Annotated in this window: 15 protein-coding genes; 2 read left to right on the forward strand and 13 right to left on the reverse strand. The window is 72.3% G+C overall.

What is annotated here, in order from left to right; genetic code table 11:
• Positions 1-2: 2 nt before the first annotated feature.
• From ACGF5O_RS05130 to ACGF5O_RS05145, 4 genes are all read right to left on the reverse strand, one after another.
• On the reverse strand, positions 3-797 hold the full coding sequence (locus tag ACGF5O_RS05130) for a class I SAM-dependent methyltransferase (protein ID WP_393808545.1): 795 nt from the start codon (positions 795-797) through the stop codon (positions 3-5).
• Between the two features lie 295 nt (positions 798-1,092).
• Entirely contained in the window at positions 1,093-5,226 is a 4,134-nt protein-coding gene (locus ACGF5O_RS05135) for a ribonuclease E/G (RefSeq protein WP_393808546.1), read from the reverse strand.
• Between the two features lie 276 nt (positions 5,227-5,502).
• Entirely contained in the window at positions 5,503-6,267 is a 765-nt protein-coding gene (locus ACGF5O_RS05140) for a TIGR03936 family radical SAM-associated protein (RefSeq protein ID WP_393808547.1), read from the reverse strand.
• Between the two features lie 138 nt (positions 6,268-6,405).
• Entirely contained in the window at positions 6,406-7,266 is an 861-nt protein-coding gene (locus ACGF5O_RS05145) for a hypothetical protein (protein WP_393808548.1), read from the reverse strand.
• A 171-nt stretch (positions 7,267-7,437) separates the two neighbouring features.
• Between ACGF5O_RS05145 and ACGF5O_RS05150 the strand changes: the two genes are divergently transcribed.
• Positions 7,438-7,791 (forward strand): DUF805 domain-containing protein, encoded by a 354-nt coding sequence (locus ACGF5O_RS05150; RefSeq protein WP_351700270.1) that lies wholly within the window; start codon positions 7,438-7,440, stop codon positions 7,789-7,791.
• Positions 7,792-7,866: 75 nt separating this feature from the next.
• On the opposite strand, the gene ACGF5O_RS05155 is transcribed toward ACGF5O_RS05150, so the two are convergent.
• The 9 genes from ACGF5O_RS05155 to ACGF5O_RS05195 all read right to left on the reverse strand — a co-directional run bounded on the left by ACGF5O_RS05155 (position 7,867) and on the right by ACGF5O_RS05195 (position 17,223).
• Complete coding sequence (locus ACGF5O_RS05155; RefSeq protein ID WP_393808549.1) at positions 7,867-8,331, reverse strand: hypothetical protein; 465 nt, start codon at positions 8,329-8,331, stop codon at positions 7,867-7,869.
• A gap of 158 nt (positions 8,332-8,489) precedes the next feature.
• Positions 8,490-11,219, reverse strand: coding sequence for a cation-translocating P-type ATPase (locus ACGF5O_RS05160; RefSeq protein WP_393808550.1), 2,730 nt, complete (start codon positions 11,217-11,219; stop codon positions 8,490-8,492).
• Entirely contained in the window at positions 11,216-12,271 is a 1,056-nt protein-coding gene (locus ACGF5O_RS05165; RefSeq protein ID WP_393808551.1) for a polyphosphate kinase 2 family protein, read from the reverse strand. Before ACGF5O_RS05165 ends, ACGF5O_RS05160 begins: the two co-directional genes overlap by 4 nt.
• Before the next feature lie 72 nt (positions 12,272-12,343).
• On the reverse strand, positions 12,344-12,604 hold the full coding sequence (locus ACGF5O_RS05170) for a DUF6400 family protein (RefSeq protein ID WP_393808552.1): 261 nt from the start codon (positions 12,602-12,604) through the stop codon (positions 12,344-12,346).
• A gap of 105 nt (positions 12,605-12,709) precedes the next feature.
• Entirely contained in the window at positions 12,710-13,318 is a 609-nt protein-coding gene (locus tag ACGF5O_RS05175) for a VOC family protein (RefSeq protein ID WP_393808553.1), read from the reverse strand.
• A gap of 102 nt (positions 13,319-13,420) precedes the next feature.
• A complete protein-coding gene (locus ACGF5O_RS05180; protein WP_393808554.1) occupies positions 13,421-14,182 on the reverse strand; it encodes an SDR family oxidoreductase in 762 nt (253 codons plus the stop codon).
• Positions 14,160-14,906, reverse strand: a complete 747-nt coding sequence (locus ACGF5O_RS05185; protein ID WP_393808555.1) for an isochorismatase family cysteine hydrolase — start codon at positions 14,904-14,906, stop codon at positions 14,160-14,162. The genes ACGF5O_RS05180 and ACGF5O_RS05185 overlap by 23 nt, the downstream gene beginning before the upstream one ends.
• A gap of 116 nt (positions 14,907-15,022) precedes the next feature.
• Positions 15,023-16,354 carry a lipocalin-like domain-containing protein gene (locus ACGF5O_RS05190; RefSeq protein ID WP_393808556.1) on the reverse strand — a complete coding sequence of 444 codons (1,332 nt, stop codon included), beginning with the start codon at positions 16,352-16,354 and terminating at the stop codon, positions 15,023-15,025.
• Positions 16,355-16,605: 251 nt separating this feature from the next.
• Positions 16,606-17,223: a WHG domain-containing protein gene (locus ACGF5O_RS05195; RefSeq protein WP_393808557.1), complete on the reverse strand. Its 618-nt coding sequence runs from the start codon at positions 17,221-17,223 to the stop codon at positions 16,606-16,608.
• A gap of 68 nt (positions 17,224-17,291) precedes the next feature.
• Between ACGF5O_RS05195 and ACGF5O_RS05200 the strand changes: the two genes are divergently transcribed.
• The gene (locus tag ACGF5O_RS05200; RefSeq protein ID WP_393808558.1) at positions 17,292-18,632 is read left to right on the forward strand and encodes an alpha/beta hydrolase; all 1,341 of its coding nucleotides are present in this window, start codon (positions 17,292-17,294) and stop codon (positions 18,630-18,632) included.
• The last annotated feature ends 93 nt before the right edge of the window (positions 18,633-18,725 follow it).

Raw genomic sequence — 18,725 nt, forward strand, 5'->3', positions numbered from 1 at the left:
GCTCAGCCGCCCAGTGCCGCGATCTGCCCCCGCAGCCGCTCGAAGCCCGCGCGCGGACGGCGCAGGTTCCGGGCCCGGACCAGGGCGGGCCAGAAGTCCGCCGCCAGCAGCGCCTCGGGGCGCGCGGCGTGCTTGCGCACCAGCACCTCGTCGGGGACCGCCTGCGGATCCGGGGTGACGTACTCCGCGATGATGTCGTCGTAGGCGTCCTTGAGCACCGTGTTGTCCGGGTCGGCGCCGAAGACCACGGCGACACCGGTCGGCTCGGTGTCGACCTCCACGACGACCAGGTCGGGGCGGTACTTGCGCAGGACCGTCACCAGTTTGTAGACGTCGCCCGTCCAGTATTTGGTGTGCCGGTCGCGGGCGGCCTCGTCGACGTCGCGGGGCAGCATGTCGTCGAGGACGATCACGCTCGACCAGCGGGAGTGGCGTTCGACGTTCATGAAGTCGCGCAGCGCGTACTCGAAAAGATGCATGCCGTCGATGAACGACAGTTCCAGCGTGGGATCGCCTCCGAACACCCCGAGCGGGTCGCGGCGGGCGAGGGCGCGGAAGGGGTTGCGGCCTCGCCGCAGGTGCACCAGCGGGTCCTTGCGGGCGAAGAAGTCGTCGCTGGTCGACTGGACCAGGTGCACATCGCAGCTGATCGACGTCACCACCTTGAAGGCAGGGTCGATCGCCACGGACGCCACACGGGAAAGCGCCAGACTGCGACCGTCGTTGACGCCGATCTCCAGATAGTTGCGCGGGTGGTAGACGCGGTGGAGTCCACGCAGCAGTTCATGACGGTTCACTGGAGCGGCCTTTCGTAGTGATTCCGCTGTCCGGGTTCCCGGCGAAGTTACTCGTACGACAAGCGTGCGCGTAACCTTTCCCGTCAATTTACCGAGCGTTCCCTGTGAACGGGCCGATGCCTCCGGCCACCGTTCTCGTCCGGTCGGTCACGCTGTGTGGCGGGCGTCCAGGCCGTCGCCCCGCCGACCCGGTGCACGACCCGGCCCGGGAACCCGGCGCGGGATCCGGCGAAAACGCGATCGGCTCCCGGCCGTGGGGCCGGGAGCCGATCGCTGGTGTGCGGGCCGGGGCCCGTCAGTCCTCGTCGGAGGCGGTGGCGACCGTGGTGGTCTTCTTCGCCGTCGACTTGGCGGCGGCCGTCTTGGCGGTCTTGGCCGCCTTCTTGGCCGTCGTCTTCTTCGCGGCCGTCTTCTTGGCAGCGGTCTTCTTGGCGACCGTCTTCTTCGCCGCGGTCTTCTTGGCCGCCGTCTTGCGGGCCGTCTTCTTGGCCGGAACGGCCTCCTCGACACCCTCCTCGGCAGCCTCGGCGGCCCCGGCGGCCTCGCTGGGGGCCTCCTCGGCCGCCGCCGGCGTCTCCGCCGACGGTACGACCACGACGGCCGTCTCCTCGGACGCGGTCGGCGCGGTGGCCTTGCGCACCGCACGGCGGCGCGCACGGGCCGGAGCGGCGCTCTCGGCGGCCATGGCCGCCTCGGGCTCGGCGACCGGTTCCGGCGCCGTCGCGGCCACCGTCTCCGGCACCGCTTCCGCGGCGCTGTCCGCCACCGGGGCGCTCTCGGCGACGACCGTCACCACGGTCGCCTCGGCACCGGCCGGGGAGCCGGCGGGTGCCGACACCTTCCGGGTGGCGCGCCGACGCGTACGGCCCTTGGGAGCGGCCTCCTCGGCGACCGGGGCCTGCGGGGCCTCGACCACGGCGGCCTCGACCACCGGGACCTCGACGGCGACCGGCACGTCCTGCGCGGTCGGCGCCTCGGCCTCGCCGGCCCCGCCGGCCGCCGCAGCGGTCTCGGTGCGTGCCGTACGGCCCTTGGGCGCGCCGGCCGGAGCCGAGGCCCTGCGGCTCGCGCGGCGGCGGGTACGGCCGCGGCCGGCCGCGGCCTCCGCCTCGGCGACGCTGCTGTACAGCTCCTCGTCCGGCGCGAAGTCGGGCGCGGGCAGCGCGATGGGTCCGGCGGCCTCGGCGGCGACCTCCGCCGCCGTCTCGACGGCGTGGACGGCCTCGGCGTGCTCGACGGCTCCGTCGGCCGCGACCTCGTGGGTCTCGTGCACGTCGTGCTCGTGGTCGTGCTCGTGCCCGTCACCGCCGCGCCCGCGCTTCTTGCGCTTGCCGCCGCCACCGCCGCCACTGGAGCCGGGCTGCTCCATGTGGACGATGACGCCACGGCCGTTGCAGTGCACGCAGGTCTCGGAGAAGGACTCCAGGAGGCCCTGTCCGACGCGCTTGCGGGTCATCTGGACGAGCCCCAGCGAGGTCACCTCGGCCACCTGGTGCTTCGTGCGGTCCCGCCCGAGGCATTCGAGCAGGCGCCGCAGCACCAGGTCCCGGTTGGACTCCAGGACCATGTCGATGAAGTCGATGACGATGATGCCGCCGAGGTCGCGCAGCCGCAGCTGGCGGACGATCTCCTCGGCCGCCTCCAGGTTGTTGCGGGTGACGGTCTCTTCGAGGTTGCCGCCCTGGCCGGTGAACTTGCCGGTGTTGACGTCGACGACGACCATTGCCTCGGTCCGGTCGATGACCAGCGAACCGCCGCTCGGCAGCCAGACCTTGCGGTCCAGCGCCTTGGACAGCTGCTCGTCGATCCGATACGTGGCGAAGACGTCGACCTCGGAGGTCCACTTCGACAGGCGTCCCGCGAGGTCGGGCGCGACGTGCGAGACGTAGCCGTGGACGGTCTCCCAGGCCTCGTCACCGCTGACGACGACCTTGGAGAAGTCCTCGTTGAAGATGTCGCGGACGACCCGGACGGTCATGTCCGGCTCGCCGTACAGCAGCGTCGGGGCGTTGCCGTTCTTCGACTTCTTCTGGATGTCCTCCCACTGCGCCTGGAGCCGTTCGACGTCGCGGCGCAGCTCGTCCTCGCTCGCGCCCTCGGCGGCGGTGCGCACGATGACGCCCGCGTCCTCGGGGACGATCTTCTTGAGGATGGTCTTCAGCCGGGCGCGCTCGGTGTCGGGCAGCTTGCGGCTGATGCCGGTCATCGAGCCCTCGGGGACGTACACCAGGTAGCGGCCCGGGAGGGAGACCTGGCTGGTGAGGCGGGCGCCCTTGTGACCGATCGGGTCCTTCGTCACCTGGACGAGGACGGACTGGCCGGACTTCAGGGCGGCCTCGATGCGGCGCGGGCCGTTGGCCATGCCGAGCGCCTCGAAGTTGACCTCACCGGCGTACAGGACGGCGTTGCGGCCCTTGCCGATGTCGATGAAGGCGGCCTCCATGGACGGCAGCACGTTCTGGACCTTGCCCAGGTAGACGTTGCCGACGTACGAGGTGGCCTGCTCCTTGTTGACGTAGTGCTCGACGAGCACGCCGTCCTCCAGGACGCCGATCTGGGTGCGGTCGCCGTGCTGGCGTACGACCATCACGCGCTCGACGGCCTCGCGGCGGGCGAGGAACTCGGCCTCGGTGATGATCGGGACGCGGCGGCGGCCCTGCTCGCGGCCTTCGCGGCGGCGCTGCTTCTTGGCCTCCAGGCGGGTCGAGCCCTTGATGGACTGGACCTCGTCGGACGGCTCGGAGGGCTTGCGGGGCTCGCGGACCTTGACGACCGTGCGCTCCGGGTCGCCCTCGCCGGGCTCGGTGTCGGGGCCGTCCCCGGAACGCCTGCGGCGGCGCCGGCGACGGCGGCTGCTGGAGGAGGACATGCCGGCCTCGTCGTGGGCCTCCTCGTCGTCCTCTTCCTCCTGCTCGGCGGTGTCCTCGGCGTCCTGCCCGGCCTGCTCGGCGGCGAGCTCGTCGGTGCCGTCGTCGCCGTCGCCGTCGGCGGCGTCACCGCGACGGCGGCGCCGGCCACCGCGGCGGCGGCGCCGGCGGGAGCCGGACTCCTCGGCCTCGTCGTCGCCGTCGGCGATGTCCTCGGCGGACTCCTCCGGCTCGTCGGTCTCGTCCTCGACGGCGGCCTCGGTGACCGGGGCCTCCTCCACGGCGCCCCGGCGGCGGCGCCGGCGACGCGAACCGGCGTCGGCCTGCTCGGCCTGCTCGGCGGGTTCGGCGGTCTCGGTGGCGAAGGACGCGGAAGCGGCCGAAGCGGAGGAGGCGGCGGAGGCGGACGGGGCGGGGGCGGCAGGGGCCGCCGCGAACTCCTCCGGCTCCTCGGCGACCACGGCCGAGGCGGCCGCCTCGGCGGCGGCGCGCTCCGGGGTCTGGAACCTCGGCTCGGTGAACACGGGCGCCTGGAAGACGGCGACGGCGGGCCTGGCCGGGCGGCGCTGCGGCTCCTCCTCGGCGCCGGCCCGGGCGGCGGGCTCGGAGAACCCGGTGGCGGCCTGCCGCACGACACGGCGCCTACGGCGCGGCGTCTCGGCCTCGACGGGCTCGGCGGACGGGGTCTCGGCGGTCACCGGCTGCGGCTCCTCGGCGGCGGCCGTCTCGGCGGCCTCGGCCTCGGGCGCACCGGCGGGCGCGGACACCCGGCGGGTGGCGCGGCGGCGGGTGCGGGGAACGGACGCGGTCTCTTCGGGAGCCTCGACGGGCTCGGGTGCCTCGGCCGCCTCGGTGGACGCGGCGCTCTCCGCACCGGCCTCGGCGGCGACGGCCGGGGCCGCGGCTTCTTCGCCGGACTCGGCGGTGGCCGGGGCGGCGGCGGGCGCGGACACCCGACGGGTGGCGCGGCGGCGGGTCCGCGGAGCGGGCGCGGCCTCGGCGGCCTCGGCGGCCTCGTCCACGGCTTCAGCGGCCTCGGGGGCCTCTTCCGCGGGCTCTGCCGTCGCTTCGGCGGCGGACGGCTCCGCCGCCTCGGCCGGAGCCTCGGCGGGCGCGGAGACGCGGCGGGTCGCACGGCGACGCGTCCGCGGAGCGGGCACCGCCTCCTCGTCGCCGTCGGCGGCGGCCTCGGCCACGGCCGTGCTCTCGGCGGGCTCGGTCACGGCACCGGCGGCAGCAGCAGGCACAACGGTCTCTGCGGTCTCGGCGGGGGCGCCGGCGGGCGCGGACGCCCGGCGGGGCGCACGGCGACGCGTCCGCGGAGCGGGCGCGGCCTCGGCAACCTCCTCCGGGGCCTGTTCCGTGACCTCTTCCGTCGCTTCGGCGGCGGACGCGAAGGCCTCGGCGGCCGGTGTGGCCGGCGCCGTGGTCTCGGCGACGGCCTCGGTCCCGGTGGGCGGTCCCGCGGGGCGGGACGCGGCACGGCGACGCCTGCGCGGCGGCAGGGTGTCGCTGGGGGTGTTCAGTTCGGAGCCCTCGGTGGGCTCGGTCGGTTCGAGCATGCGGGCGTTTCTCCCGTCAGGCTCCCGGGCGCCGCGCCTGGTCCGGCGTCGATCGGTTCGAACGACCGCCGGTGACGTCCACGGCTCGCGCGATGCGCGGTGCCGCCGTGTGGGGCGCGGGCGCCGCACAGGAGCTCTCTGTGTCCTGTCTCGCCGGTTCCGTACGCCTTGTCGCGGACGGCCTGGCGAAAGTCTTCTGGTCGGTGCGCTGCCCGACCCAGGTGGCTCCCGAGTACGAGGGCGGCGCTACGACGTCCGTCCTTCGCGGGACCTTCCTTACGCCGGCACCGTCGCGGCGGCAGTGGGTTCGGCCTTCGAGAGGGCCTCGGCTGCCTCGCGGTCGGGCGCGAGCGGGTCGGTCACCGTGCCGGTCTCTTCATCGAGCAGCCCCTGCGCCAGCCTGGTCACCGCTGCGGGGACCGGCGGCGTCAGGTCGGCCACGGCGCGGAGACCGGACAGGACGTCGTCGGGTCGTACGGCAGGCGTCACGTGCCGAACAACCAGCCGCAGTATCGCACAGGCCTGGTCGGTCGGCCTATCAGCCGTTTCACTCTGTGTTTCAAGTTGTACGACGGCGGGGCGGGCGTCGAAGGTGCGGACGCCGTTCTTGGTGGTGCGCCGGACCTCGACGGACTCGGCGGCGTTGAACGCGGCGACGGCCTTCTCGGCCTCCGCCGGGTCCTGGCCGGCCAGCCGCAGCTCCCACACGGATGCGGTGAGCCGGTCGGCCAGTCCGGACGTGTGCACCTCGACCGCGTCGACGATGTCGAGCCCGGCGGGCAGGGACTCGTCGAGGAGGGCGCGCAGCCGCTCCGGGTCGCGGGGCGCGGTGAGCGCGATCTCCAGGTACTCGGCCTCGCTGCCCGTGCCGGTGGGTGCGGCATTGGCGTACGACACCTTCGGGTGCGGTGTGAACCCCGCCGAGTACGCCATGGGCACCTCGGCGCGGCGCAGCGCACGCTCGAAGGCGCGCTGGAAGTCACGGTGGCTGGTGAACCGGAGGCGGCCGCGCTTGGTGTAGCGCAGTCGGATGCGCTGCACCGCGGGTGCGGGCGGCGGGCCTTCGGGCTGTCGCTTGCCCAGTGTCGTCAGTCCTTCGTGGTTCTTGTGCGTTCTGTTGCGTTCTTGTCTGTTCCGCTGCGAGGGCCGTACCGCTGTGGGCCGTACGGCAGTGCGCTGCTATCCATCAAGAGTACGTGTGTCGCGGCCCCCGGGTTCCCGGCGGTCCACGGGCGCGGGCCGTCGCGGCTCGCCGAAAAGGGCGCGGCGGACGTCGGCGCGGGCCTGGCCGACGGCCCGGCCGATCGCGCGGGCGGCCTGGGCGGCGGGGCGCAGGACGAGGTCACGGACGACGTGTCCGACGGGGGTGAGGACGGTCCGGTAGGCCCAGCGCGCGGGCTCCAGGAAGATCCACCGGAAGAGGGTCCCGAGAACCCGCCCGGCGGCACGTGCGACGTATCCGGCGGCCCGCCAGGCGTGGCCGAGGGCCTCCCCGATCTCGCGCAGGACGATGCCGAGGACCCGGGCGACGGGGGCGAGGATCCAGCGCCACAGGGCGAGGGCGGGCAGGACGAGGAGTACGCGCGCGGTCCAGTACAGGCCGACGGCGAGCTTCCCGGCCAGCCAGGCGATCTTTCCGGCCGCCCAGACGACGGCTGCGGCCAGGGCCTCCACGACGGGCGTGAGCAGCCATACGAGTGCGCGGCCGATCGGGGTGAGCACGCGCGCGTGGAGCCACAGAAGGGCGTGGCCGAGCGGGGTCAGCAGGTGGCGGTACAGCCAGACCAGGGGGACGACGAGGAGGACGTGCAGGAGCAGGCCGAGGGCGCGGCCGGCGGGGGCGAGGAGGTAGCGCCACAGGAACCGTGCGACGGCGGCCAGGGCGTCCCAGAGCAGGCGTACCGGCAGCACGACGAGGAAGGCGAGGATCCGCACGGGGATTCTGATCGCGACGACCAGGCATCCCTCGTCAGGCGCGGGTTGCCGCGGTTGCCGTGGGTACTGCGACTGCGAAGGCTGGGGCTGTTTCTGCATGTCCATGGCCGAAGAGACGCTATCGCGTACCGCGCGGATGCGATCGGCCGGTATTGATCACCGATCGGCGGCGAGAAGGTAACGGTTGACCCGCACACGCCAATCTGAATGGAACCGGCCACGTCGGCTTGATTTGCTGTGGAACCAATCAAGCCTTGATCCCCGGGGGGACGAGTAATGAACTGGTACGTGGACGTACTGAAGAAGTACGTGGTGTTCAGCGGACGCGCGCGTCGGCAGGAATACTGGATGTTCACGCTGATCAACACGATCATCGCGATCGTGCTCATCGCCGTCGGCGCGGCCATCCACTTCAGCGCCCTCGCGGCGATCTACGACCTCGCGGTCCTGCTGCCCAGCCTCGGTGTCGCGGTGCGCCGCCTGCACGACACCGGCCGCTCCGGCTGGGCGATCCTGGTCGGCATCATCCCGCTGGTCGGCTGGATCTTCGTGCTCGTCTGGCTCGCCTCCGACGGCAAGCCGGAGGAGAACCAGTACGGCGTCAACCCGAAGTACGCGGCCGCCGTCTGACCCGCCGTCACCCCGAAGGCCCGCCGGAACCGTCCGGCGGGCCTTCGCCGGTTCCGGCCGCACGGCGGACTTCGCCTACGCGGCGGACGACGAGCTCTTGTTGCGTTCGGTCTGCAGGTGCAGCACCAGGAAGAGGACGCGCAGCAGGTCGTCGGGAAGAGCGTGCATTCCCGCCGGCAGGACGACGCGGCGGGGCCGCCCGCCCAGCAGGTCGTACTCCACGGAGAGCGGTCCGATGCCGCGCACCCGGCCGCTGAACCTGGGGTGGTCGACCGGGTACGGCCCGATCTGCCGCGGGATCCCGGACCAGGCGGCGCAGTCGACGTCCCAGCTCCCGAACGTCCTGGGGACGCTGCCGAGGCGGCCGTAGCCTATCTCGACGTCGCCGATCCGGCGCAGCCGGCTGCCGAGCAGGTCGTACTCCAGCGGATGCGGCCCGAGCGCGCGGGGCCGGCCGCCCCACCGGCCGTAGGTGAGTTCGACCTCCCCGATGCTGCGGAGCCGGCCGCCGAGCAGGTCGTATCCCAGTTCAAGTTCCATATCAGCCCACTCCCCCGCGGTCCGTCTGTGTCAGGCCGTGTTCGGCTGCACACCCGTGTTCGGTTTTCCTGATTGTGCGGCCGGTCCGGTGCGGCTTCCATGGCGGTCGTGTCACGGTTTCGTCGGCGTCCGCCAAGGCCCGGTCCGAGGCGCGTCGGTCAGGTCCGGGGGGCCGGCCTGCCGTTCCAGCGGGCGAGGAACTTGCCGGTCTCCCACAGTGCGAGCAGCGCGAGCGCCGGGAGCAGCGTCCAGGCGAACTGGGCGAGGTTCAGTTCGGTCGTCCCGAGCAGCCTGCGGAAGGCGTCCATCTGGGTGACCAGGACCGCGAGGACGAACTCGATCAGCATGGCCCGGTTCATCTGCTTGCTGTCGAAGCTGGCGGTGGTGAGCACGGTGTCGCGTTCGCTGCGGCACTCCAGGGCGGCCACGATCAGGCAGAGCGCGAAGGACGTGAACGCCATCGACTGGCCGATCGCGACGCTGTCGTAGCGGGAGGTGCCGAGGTCGATCAGGCAGAGCAGGCCGATGGTGATGACCAGGCCGGACAGTCCGACGGTGAGCATGACGCCCCGGGTGAGCACGTGCGCGCCGCGCGGTCGCGGGCGGCGGGCCATCAGACCGGGGCTCTGCCGGTCGAAGCCGAGCGCGAAACCGAAGGCCGCGTTGACGAAGAAGTGGATCCACAGCACCTGCGCAGGGGTGAACGGCTCGCCGGCGGCGATGTCGAACAGGGTCGCGCCGAGGAACGTCAGCACGAAAACGACGAGCAGGACGAGCACGAACCGGATGTATTTGGTGAGGTTGTCGTAGATCTTGCGGCCCTGTTCGACGGCGAAGACGATCGTGGCGAAGTTGTCGTCGGCGAGGACCATACGGCCGGCGTTCTTGGCGACCTCGGTGCCGGACCCCATGGCGATGCCGACGTCGGCCGCCTTGATCGCGGGCGCGTCGTTGACGCCGTCGCCGGTCATGGCGACGACGTTGCCCTTCTTCTTCAGCGTCTCGGCGAGCAGCACCTTGTGCTCGGGCGCGACCCGGCCGACGACCCCGATGCCGTCGATCCTGGCGAGCCGTTCGCTCTCCGGCAGGGCTGCGAAGTCCGCGCCCAGCACGGCCTCGCCCTCGATGCCGAGCTGCCGGGCGATGGCGGCGCCGGTGACGACGTCGTCGCCGGTCACCATGCGGACCCTGATGTGCGCGGACTGCGCGTCGGCGACCGCGGCCTTCGACTCGGCGCGCGGCGGGTCGACCATGCCGACCAGGCTGGTCATCTGCAGGCCGGTGACGTAACCGAGGAGGTCGCCGTCCGGGTCGAACGCCGCCGGGTCGAGGTCGCGGCGGGCCGCGGCCATCACCCGCAGGCCTTCGCCGCCCATCCGTTCGACCTGTTCCTGCGCCCGCTGCCGCAGTTCCTCGTCCCAGGGGACGGAGGTGCCCTGCCTGAGGGCCGTGGCGGCGCGGTCCATCACGGCGGGCGCCGCGCCCTTCACGAAGCAGCGCACGACGGGGCGGCCTTCCCCGTCGGTCGCCCGGTTGAAGGTGGCCATCAGCTTGTAGGCGGGGTCGAAGGGCAGGACGGCGAGCCGGGGCAGCCGTTCCCGGGTGGCGTCGACGTCCAGGCCGGCCTTGTGGCCGAGGACCAGCAGGGCGCCCTCGGTGGGGTCGCCGACGACCTTGCCGTCCACCAGCCGGGCGTCGTTGGCGACCAGGTAGGGCAGGATCGCGTCGGTCATGTCCGGGGAGCTGCCCACCGGGTGCCGGATCCTGCCCTCCAGGCCGTAGCCGGTGCCGGAGACGGTGTAGCGGTCGCCGGCGTCGACGACCTCCACGGCCGTCATCTGGTTCATGGTGAGCGTGCCGGTCTTGTCGGAGTTGATCGCCGAGGTGAAACCCAGGGCCTCCACCGACGGCAGGTCCTTCACGATGGCCTGTCGTTTCGACAGGTCGACGGCCCCGATGGACAGGATCGTCTGGGAGACGGTGGGCAGCGCCTCGGGAATGGCGGCGATGGCCAGCGAGACGGCGCTGACGAACAGCGCGTCCCATGCGGTGCCCCGGCCGCGGCCGAGCACGAACATCAGGATCATCGTCACCCCGGCCGTACCCGTGATCCACAGGGTGAGCCGGTCCATCTCCCGGGTCAGCGGCGAGGCCTCCCGGCGGGTGGTCGACAGCATGCCCGAGATGCGGCCGAGCTCGGTGTCCACGCCGGTCGCCGTGACCACCACCGTGCCGCTGCCGTGGGTGACGGGAGTGTTCATGAACGCCATGTTCCGGCGCTCCCCCGGTGGCAGGTCGCCGGCGGTGAGGGTGCCCGCCTCCTTCGCGGCCGGCACGCTCTCACCGGTCAGCGCCGACTCGTCTATCTGCAGGGCGTTCGCCGTGACGACCCGGCCGTCCGCCGGCACCTCGTCGCCGGCCGCGAGCAGCACCACGTCACCCGGTACGACCTCCTCGGCCGGGATCTTCGACTCGGTGCCGTCCCTGCGCACGCGCGCGCTGGTCTTCATCATCGACTTCAGCGCGTTCATGGCGCTGTCCGCCTTGCCCTCCTGGCGCATCCCGGCGACCGCGTTGACGACGGTCAGCACGAGCAGCAGGATCCCGGTGCTCCACTCCTTGATGACGAGTGAGACGACGGCGGCGGCCACCAGGACCAGTTGCATGTAGCTGCGGTACTGGGCGAGGTAACGGCGCCAGCCCGGCAGCGGCTTCTCCTCGGGCAGCGCGTTCGGGCCGTGGGTCCGCAGCAGTTCCGCGGCGCGGGCGGTGGACAACCCGGCGGCCGGATCCACATCGAAGGCGGCGGCCACCTGCTCGGGCGGACACGCGTACCACGGCCTGCCGTCGGCCGCCCGGCCCTGCGGGACGTCTGCCGGCGCGGTCACGAAAACGCCTTCTCGTTCTTCTTGTTTTTCTCGCCCTTCTCGCGCTTCCCGTTCTTCTTGGTTTTCTTGGATTTCTTGGTTTTCGGCCCGTTCTGCTTCTCTGCCGCCTCGTACGGGTCCGGGGCCGCACCTGCGGGTGCCTCCGCCTCCAGGTCCTGCCTGATCTCGGCGAGCTCACGCCGTTTCTCGTCGCTGACCTGCGGGTACTGCGGGTCGATGTCCATCAGGGTGTGCACCAGGACGGCGGCCGCGCAGACCCGGGCGAACCACTTGTGGTCGGCGGGAACGACGTACCAGGGCGCCCAGTGCGTACTGGTGGCGGACAACATCTGCGAAAACGCATGCTGGTAGTCGTCCCAGTAGGCCCGTTCACGCACGTCGGCCGACGAGAACTTCCAGTTCCGTTCGGGTACGTCGATGCGTTTGAGGAAACGGGTGCGCTGTTCTTCCTTCGACAGGTTCAGGAAGATTTTCACGATCCTGAAGCCGTTGTCGGTCAGGTAGCGCTCCCAGTCGTTGATCTCGCGGTAGCGCCGCTCCCACACGTCCGGGCCGCGGGCCGCGTCGGGCAGCTTCTGGCGGCGCAGGTTTTCGGGGTGCACCCGCACCACGAGCACTTCCTCGTAGTGGGAGCGGTTGAAGATGCCGATCTCGCCGCGGCCGGGCAGGTTCCGGGAGTAACGCCACAGGTAGTCGTGGTCGAGTTCGTCGTTCGAGGGGACCTTGAAACCGACCACGCGCACGCCCTGCGGGTTCACTCCGCTCATGACGTGGCGGATGGTGCCGTCCTTGCCGCCGGCGTCCAGGGCCTGCAGACAGAACAGCACGCCGTAGGTGTCCTGGGCGGCCAGCCGCCGCTGGTAGTCCGCCAGCAGTTCGATACCGCCGCGGAGCAGTTCGACGCCGTCCTGCTTCTTGCGGATGCCCGCTCTGAAGCCGGGGTCGAAGTCCTCGGCCAGTCGCACCCTGCTGCCGGGTTTCACCCGCAGCGGCTCGATGAACTCCGCGATGCGGTCGGCGCTGCCGACTCCGCCGTCTCTGTCGTCGCCCATGGCCCACCCGCCCTTCCGGACCGACCATGCTCCCGCCGGCCGCCGGGGACAGCCTCACCCCTCGGGGGTGGTTCAGGCGGCCGGGCCGTCACCGCCGCCGCGGCGCGGAAGGACACCGGCCGCGAGGAGGGTGTCGTACAGGCGCTGCTGTTCCGGGTCGAGGCCGGAGTACAGCAGGTCGTACGCCTCCTCCTCGCCGCGCACCGTCTCGACGGGGTCCCAGTCGTCGCCGAGCGCCGCCATGACATGGGCGCGGCGGGTCAGCTCGTGACCGGTGAGGTCGACGGAGAACTCGACCGGCTCGGCGGGAAGGGAGGCATCTTTGTCGGACATATAACCGAATTTAGGTAAGCCTTCCGGGCGCGGACAAGGGCCCGTGGGGCACCTCACAGCAGGTCGGAGCGGAAGGAAGGCTGCTGGTCACTCTCCGCGGCCGGCTCACGTGGGCGGTTCGGTCCCGGCCTGCTCGCTCACCAGGTAGCGCGCGTACCAGTCGGGCCAGTCCGGGTCCTCGACACCGGTGCGTGCCTCGTGCTCGCCGTGTGCGGCCGCGGCCCGGCGCAGCGCGTCCGCCAGGTCACCCGCGGAGGAGAAGGCGGTGGTGGCGGGGTCGAGCCGTCCCGGGAGCCGGGTGGTGACCTCCTGGAGGAGCCAGCCGTTGCCGTCCGGGTCGCTGAACGACAGGAAGGACCCGTAGCTGCCGTCGGGGCCGGCCACCCGGGCGTCGGCGCCGGCGTGGTGGAAGACACCGCCGGCGTCGTGGAACACGTCGCTCGGGTGGGCGCCCTGCCGGGCGAGTTCGTCGTGGGCGGTCCCGATGTCGTCGACGATCAGGTGCAGGCCCTGGGCCGAGCCCGGAGCCTGGTCGGTGACCGAGGAGCCGAAGATGACCGACGCCGGGGAGCCCGGCGGGGTCACCTGCACGACCCGGAAGTCCCCGTCGCCCGCGATGTCCGCGTCGAGCCGCCAGCCCAGCGTGGTGTAGAAGTCCTTGGCCCGGTCGACGTCGGTGACCGGCACGACGACGACCTCCAGTTTCATGTCCATGGCTTGCGTCTCCCGTCTCGTGGACGTGCAGGGACGTTCAGGGATGTTCGAAGGCGTGCGGCGGCGTGTGAGGGCGCAGGGGATGCCGGCGGGCGCGGGCGGTCAGTGGGCGAGCAGTTGCTGACCGCCGTCGATGTCGTAAGTGGCGCCGGTGAGGGCGTCGTTGACCATGATGTGTACGGCGAGAGCGGCCACGTCCGCCGGGCCGACCACCCGGCCGATGGGCAGCGTCCTGCGCAACTCCTCACGCCGTTCCTCCAGTCGGTCCCCGAGGAGGGCGGCGGACAGCGGGGTGTCCACGAACCCGGCGGCGATGAGGTTGACCCGGACCGGGGCGATCTCCAGGGCCAGGTTGGCGGTGAGCGCCGGCAGCGCCGCGGTGACCGCGCCCGCGACGGCCATCCCGGGCGCGGGCCGTCGGCCGCCGGTGCCGCCGATGAACAGCAGCGTTCCCCCGGCTCTGACCTTCTCCCGGCCCGCCCGCGCCACCGCCAGCATCACGGCGAGCCGCGTGCCGAAGTCCCGGGCGGCGTCGGCGGGATCGAGTTCGCCGAGCGGGGTGTACGACGGGCTGCCCGCCGTCACCAGCACGTGGTCGACCCGTCCGGGCAGCTCCCCGAGGAAACCCTCCAGTCGGGCGGTGTCCTGGGCGTCGAACGCGGCCGTGCTCAGCGGGTGCAGTTCGTCCGCGGCCCGCCGCAGGCGCTCGGCGTTGCGCGCCACCAGCACCAGGTCGCCGCCGGCCGCCCGCACCTGGCGTGCCGTCTCCAGCCCGATGCCGGCGCTGCCGCCCACCACGACGACCGTCTGCCCGGCCAGTTCTCCGTGCGCGCCGCTCGGCTCACCGGCCATGACCGACTCCATGGCCGACTCCCTGACCGACTCCGGGGGCGGCTCCGGCGACGGCTCCGGCGACGGCTCCAGGAACGGCTCCAGGAACGGCTCCAGGGCCGCCCACGTCCCCGTCGTCCGCGAGGCCGGTGAACTCTTCGGTGGTGAGCACGGCGTGGGCGTACAGGGGCGCGTTGAGATCGAGCGTCGCTGTCATCTCCGCCCAGCTGAAGGAGCCGATGGCGTCGCGGACGAGGGTGACGTGGTAGCCGAGTTCCTGTCCGAAGCGCGCGGTGGTGTCGATGCAGGTGTTGGCCCGCATGCCGATGATCACGATCTTGCGGATGCGGTGCTGCTTGAGCATCAGGTCGAGGTCGGTGTCGGCGAACCCGCTGGAGGCCCAGTGCTGCCGTACGACGATCTCGTCCTCGCGCGGCCGGAAGTCGGGGTGCCACTCGCCTCCCCGGCTTCCTTCCGCGAACGTCTGGTCGGCCATGGTGCGCTGCTGGGACGGCGACAGGTGGTCCCAGGTGCGGTAGTCGCCCGGTACCGTCCGGTGGTGGGGCACGACGAGGACGCGGCAGCCGTGGCCGCGGGCGGTGGCCAGTACGGCACGCATGTGGTCGGGCAGCCCGACCCGCTCCGCCACCTCCTTCGCCCGGGGCCACAGTTTTCCGCCCTCGGACAGGAAGTCGTTGCAGGGGTCGACGATCAGCAGAGCGGTTTCCCGCGGGGAGTACCGCGCTTCAGAAGTCATGGGGAGTTCCCGACTGGCCGGCGAACGGGCCGATCGCTGCTGGGTCGCGCGGAGCGGGGACGGACGGGGCCGCCCGAGCTGTCCGCCACGGTCACCCGGCTCCGGACCTCAGTCTGTCACCCGCCCGGCGGAACGGCATCCGGGCCGCCCCTCGGCGGGGCCGTGGTGAGGCCGAACTGGGCGGCTTCGAGGGTTCCCGTTCCGCTGCCCGACGTGTGGGCGTCGGCGAGTTCGAGTGTGAGGCTGTTGCCGGCGGCGTAGCGGGTGTACCAGATCGCGTCGATCCCGAGGTGGTCCAGGGCGGTCTTCTGGGCCGGCGTGGGGCGCGTGGCGTACTGGCGTGTGACGATGAGCCGGCTCGTGTCGGTGAAGGTGCAGTCGGCCCTGTCGTCGCCGCTCGCGAAGTTCCAGTGGACGGTGCCGTAGTAGTCCTTGGGGTAGGCGGCCTCGGGGTGCGGCACGGGGGCGGATTCCGTGGCGGTCACGGTGGCCGCATCGTAGGCGCCGACCAGGCGTTTCCCGGTCGTGGTGTCGTCGACGAGGAACACGGGGACGGTGGCGGAGCCGTACTCCTCGCGCAGGTGGAGGTCGGCGCCGATCACCGAGAAGGGGCCGACGGAGCCGCGTCCCCAGCGCCAGTGTTCGACGCCGCAGGGGAAGGGCCGGTTGCCCCAGTTGCGGTCGTGGTAGCCGTGTCCGGTGAAGGACCGCTGCTTCCCGTTGACGGTGACCGTTCCGGTGACGGTCCCGGACGGAACGACGCAGAGCCAGCCGAAGTACTTGTCCGTGTCGCCGAAGCGGATGATGCCGGTGCCCGGGCGGAACGGCCGGACCACGCTGGTCAGGGTGAGGTCGACGCCCACGTCGCCCGACCGGCCCCGCATGCGGTACGTCTTCAGGTCGCCGGTGAAGGTGAAGGGGCCGAGGCGTACGTCGCAGTGTTCCGTGGAACTGCTGAAGTCGCTCCAGCCGTAGGTGTGGGTGCCGCCGTGCCCGGTGCCGTCCGGATCGGTGATGATGACGCCGGCCTTGGGTCTGCGGCCGGCCTCGCCCGGCTCCGGGACGAAACCGTCGTCGAGACGGGTGCTCAGGGTGAAGGAGACCACCGTTCCGTCGTCCCCGGTGAAGTCGGAGTACCACCACTCGAAGACGTCGGGGTCGTCGTTGTCCGCGGCCGTGCGGAACCCGTCCTCCCACTGCTGGACGCGGTCGCGGGAGAGGCGGGCACGGGCGAAGTCGGCGTCGGTGTGCCCGTAGCCGTTGGAGGTGAGTCCGCCGCCCGGCGCGCTCGGCGAGGTCCGGGGGCTCGGCGAAGCAGGCGCGGCCTCCGTCTCCAGGGGCCCCGAACAGGCCGTCAGTACCGGGCCGGGTACGGCGACGGCCGCCCCGGCGGCCGCCATGTCCCGCAGTACGGTGCGCCGGGAGGGACGGGCGTCGTCAGCGGTCACGGGAACCCCCAGGCGTACAGCTCGGGCGGCAGGATCAAGGGCCGGGTGAAGTGGTTGTCGGGCACCTTGGTCCCGCCCCTTCAAGTCGGCGTCCCGGACGGCGCGGGAGCATCCCCTGAGACCCGTTCAGGCGATCCGGCGTCCGAGAGCCGGGGGAAGGCCGGCCGGGCGAGCGCGAGGCGCCGCACGCAACGACGCGGCGGGGCGGGGCGGGGCGAATCGTCCTGCCACGACCGCTGCCACAACCGATGTCACGGGGCTGGTTCGGCGCGCCGAAGGCTGCGGAACACCGCCGGGGTCGTCCAGCCGCGGAGGGTGGCGTCGATCGTCGACCGGAAGGTGGCCTCGGCGGTGGCGGTGTCGAGGGCCCCGGCCAGTTCGAGTGTCACCAGCCCGTGCAGGGTCACCCAGACGGAGAGGGCGATCGACGTCCTCTCGCCCTCGATGAGGGATTCCGCCAGGCCGCGGTCGATCGCTGCGAGGAGCGGCCGGACCGGGTCGCCGGCGGAGACCGCGCCCGACGGGTCGAAGGACTGCACCCCGCCGAACAGCACCGCGTAGAGGTGGCTGTGTTCGCCCGCCCACCGGCGGTACGCGACGGCAAGCGCGTGGATGTCGGCGAGGGGCTGCCCGGAGGCGGGCACCGCGGACAGCCCCCGGAAGAGTCCGAGGACAGCTCTGTCGCGCACCTCGCCGATCAGTCCGTCCTTGCCGCCGAACAGGGAGTACACCGCAGTCGTCGACGCGCCGGCGGCGGCGGCCACGGCGCGCACCGTGACGGACTCCTGCGGACCGGTGGCGAGCAGCTCGGTCGCGCACGCCACGAGCCGCTCCTTGACTTCCTCGTCGTTCGTTCTCGGCCTACCCACGACGAGCAGCCTACCCGGACTGATAACGTCGTTTCAGAACAGCGTTCTGAAACCACTGGGGAACCGTCGTGCCTACGTCCGCCAAACGCCTCGTCCGTCCCGCAGCCCGCTTCACAGCCCGCTTGCTCCTCGCTCTGGCAGCGGTCGTGGCGCTGCTCGTCGTCTTTCTCGCACTGCTCGTCGTCACGGACGGGGCGGGTTCGGGGCTCGCCGCGTGGTCGGCGACCCTGGGCATCGCCACCGGCGCCGCACTCCGGCGGGGCCGGCGCCGCCCCGGGCGGGCCCGGCTGATGATGTTCCTGCCGGTGGTCGTCGCCGCGGCCCTGGCGGCGTCGGTCTGCATACCCGGCGCCCCCACCGCACGGCGCTACCCGCCCGCCCTGCCGTCCGTGGCCACGCAGCACTGGAACCTGGCCACGGGCAGCCGGGTCGCGGTGTACCACTACCCGCCCGCCAACACCGGCGCCCGGCACCGGATTCCTTTGGTGTACCTCAACGGCGGCCCGGTCCGCGGCATCTCGTTGCTCGACCACCGCTTCCTGCGGCTCCTGGCGCGGCAGGGCTATGACGTCTACGCCTACGAACAGGCCGGCGGCGGCCGCAGCGACCTGCTTCCCATGGACCAGTACACGATCTCCAGGTCGGTCCGCGACCTGGCCGCCTTCGTCGACCGCCTGGGCAGGGGCGGCGTCGACGTCCTCGGGTTCTCCTCGGGTGCGGTCGTGCTCACCCGGGCGCTGGCCGACCCGCACACGGCCGCACGCCTGCACCGGGCGATCATCGCCGAGCCCGGCCCGATGGACGGCCCGACGGCGCGGATCGCCGGGCACGAGGGCCGCCGATCCGCGCGCGGCCTCGCGCCTGCGCCGACCGGACCGCGGTCGACGCATGTTCCGCGCTACGCCGTCGCGTTCGGCCTCATGCGGCTCGGGCTGCTCACCCCCGGCACCGGACTGATCGGACAGGCCGAGGGCGACAACGCGTTCACCGCAGCCGATCTCGGCGGCGACACCGCGTCCGGCTACTGCGCACGCGACGCGCACCGCATCCCCGCCGAGGACACGGCACAGAACTTCTCCTTCAGCCCGGCCGCCAGCCTCCGCATCCAGCAGACGGTCAAGGACTCCCCCTCCATCGCCCCGCAGCTGAGACGCTCGCGGACCCCCGCGATGCTGATGATCGCCGAGTGCTCCTCCCAGCTCCGTGAATGGGCGACCGCCGTCCTCGCGGACGACCCCGCCGTCCGGCGCACGCAGTACATGCCAGGGGTGGGACACCACATGTGGAACGGGCTCGACGACAACAACGAACGGGCCGTCGCCGTCATCACCGCGTTCCTTCAGGACCGGCGGGCGCCCCTGCCGGACTACCCGACCCGCGCCGATGTCCCGGCGTTCCTCGGGGACTGATCCGGACCGGCGCCGTCCGCCGCGTTCACCGGCCGACCGATCAGTTCCGCGGGCCCGTGGAGTCTGCCTCCGTACCGGCAGAAGCCGCGTACG

Origin of the sequence: Streptomyces sp. NPDC048291, assembly GCF_043201715.1 — a bacterium.
Classification (GTDB): domain Bacteria; phylum Actinomycetota; class Actinomycetes; order Streptomycetales; family Streptomycetaceae; genus Streptomyces.

What these genes read in the sequence shown, in the direction of transcription:
- ACGF5O_RS05180 (WP_393808554.1), bottom strand. Translation starts at nt 14,182, where the DNA reads ATGGAGTCGGTCATGGCCGGTGAGCCGAGCGGCGCGCACGGAGAACTG.
- ACGF5O_RS05155 (WP_393808549.1), bottom strand. Translation starts at nt 8,331, where the DNA reads ATGGAACTTGAACTGGGATACGACCTGCTCGGCGGCCGGCTCCGCAGC.
- ACGF5O_RS05135 (WP_393808546.1), bottom strand. Translation starts at nt 5,226, where the DNA reads ATGCTCGAACCGACCGAGCCCACCGAGGGCTCCGAACTGAACACCCCC.
- ACGF5O_RS05170 (WP_393808552.1), bottom strand. Translation starts at nt 12,604, where the DNA reads ATGTCCGACAAAGATGCCTCCCTTCCCGCCGAGCCGGTCGAGTTCTCC.
- ACGF5O_RS05145 (WP_393808548.1), bottom strand. Translation starts at nt 7,266, where the DNA reads ATGGACATGCAGAAACAGCCCCAGCCTTCGCAGTCGCAGTACCCACGG.
- ACGF5O_RS05175 (WP_393808553.1), bottom strand. Translation starts at nt 13,318, where the DNA reads ATGGACATGAAACTGGAGGTCGTCGTCGTGCCGGTCACCGACGTCGAC.
- ACGF5O_RS05165 (WP_393808551.1), bottom strand. Translation starts at nt 12,271, where the DNA reads ATGGGCGACGACAGAGACGGCGGAGTCGGCAGCGCCGACCGCATCGCG.
- ACGF5O_RS05185 (WP_393808555.1), bottom strand. Translation starts at nt 14,906, where the DNA reads ATGACTTCTGAAGCGCGGTACTCCCCGCGGGAAACCGCTCTGCTGATC.
- ACGF5O_RS05150 (WP_351700270.1), top strand. Translation starts at nt 7,438, where the DNA reads ATGAACTGGTACGTGGACGTACTGAAGAAGTACGTGGTGTTCAGCGGA.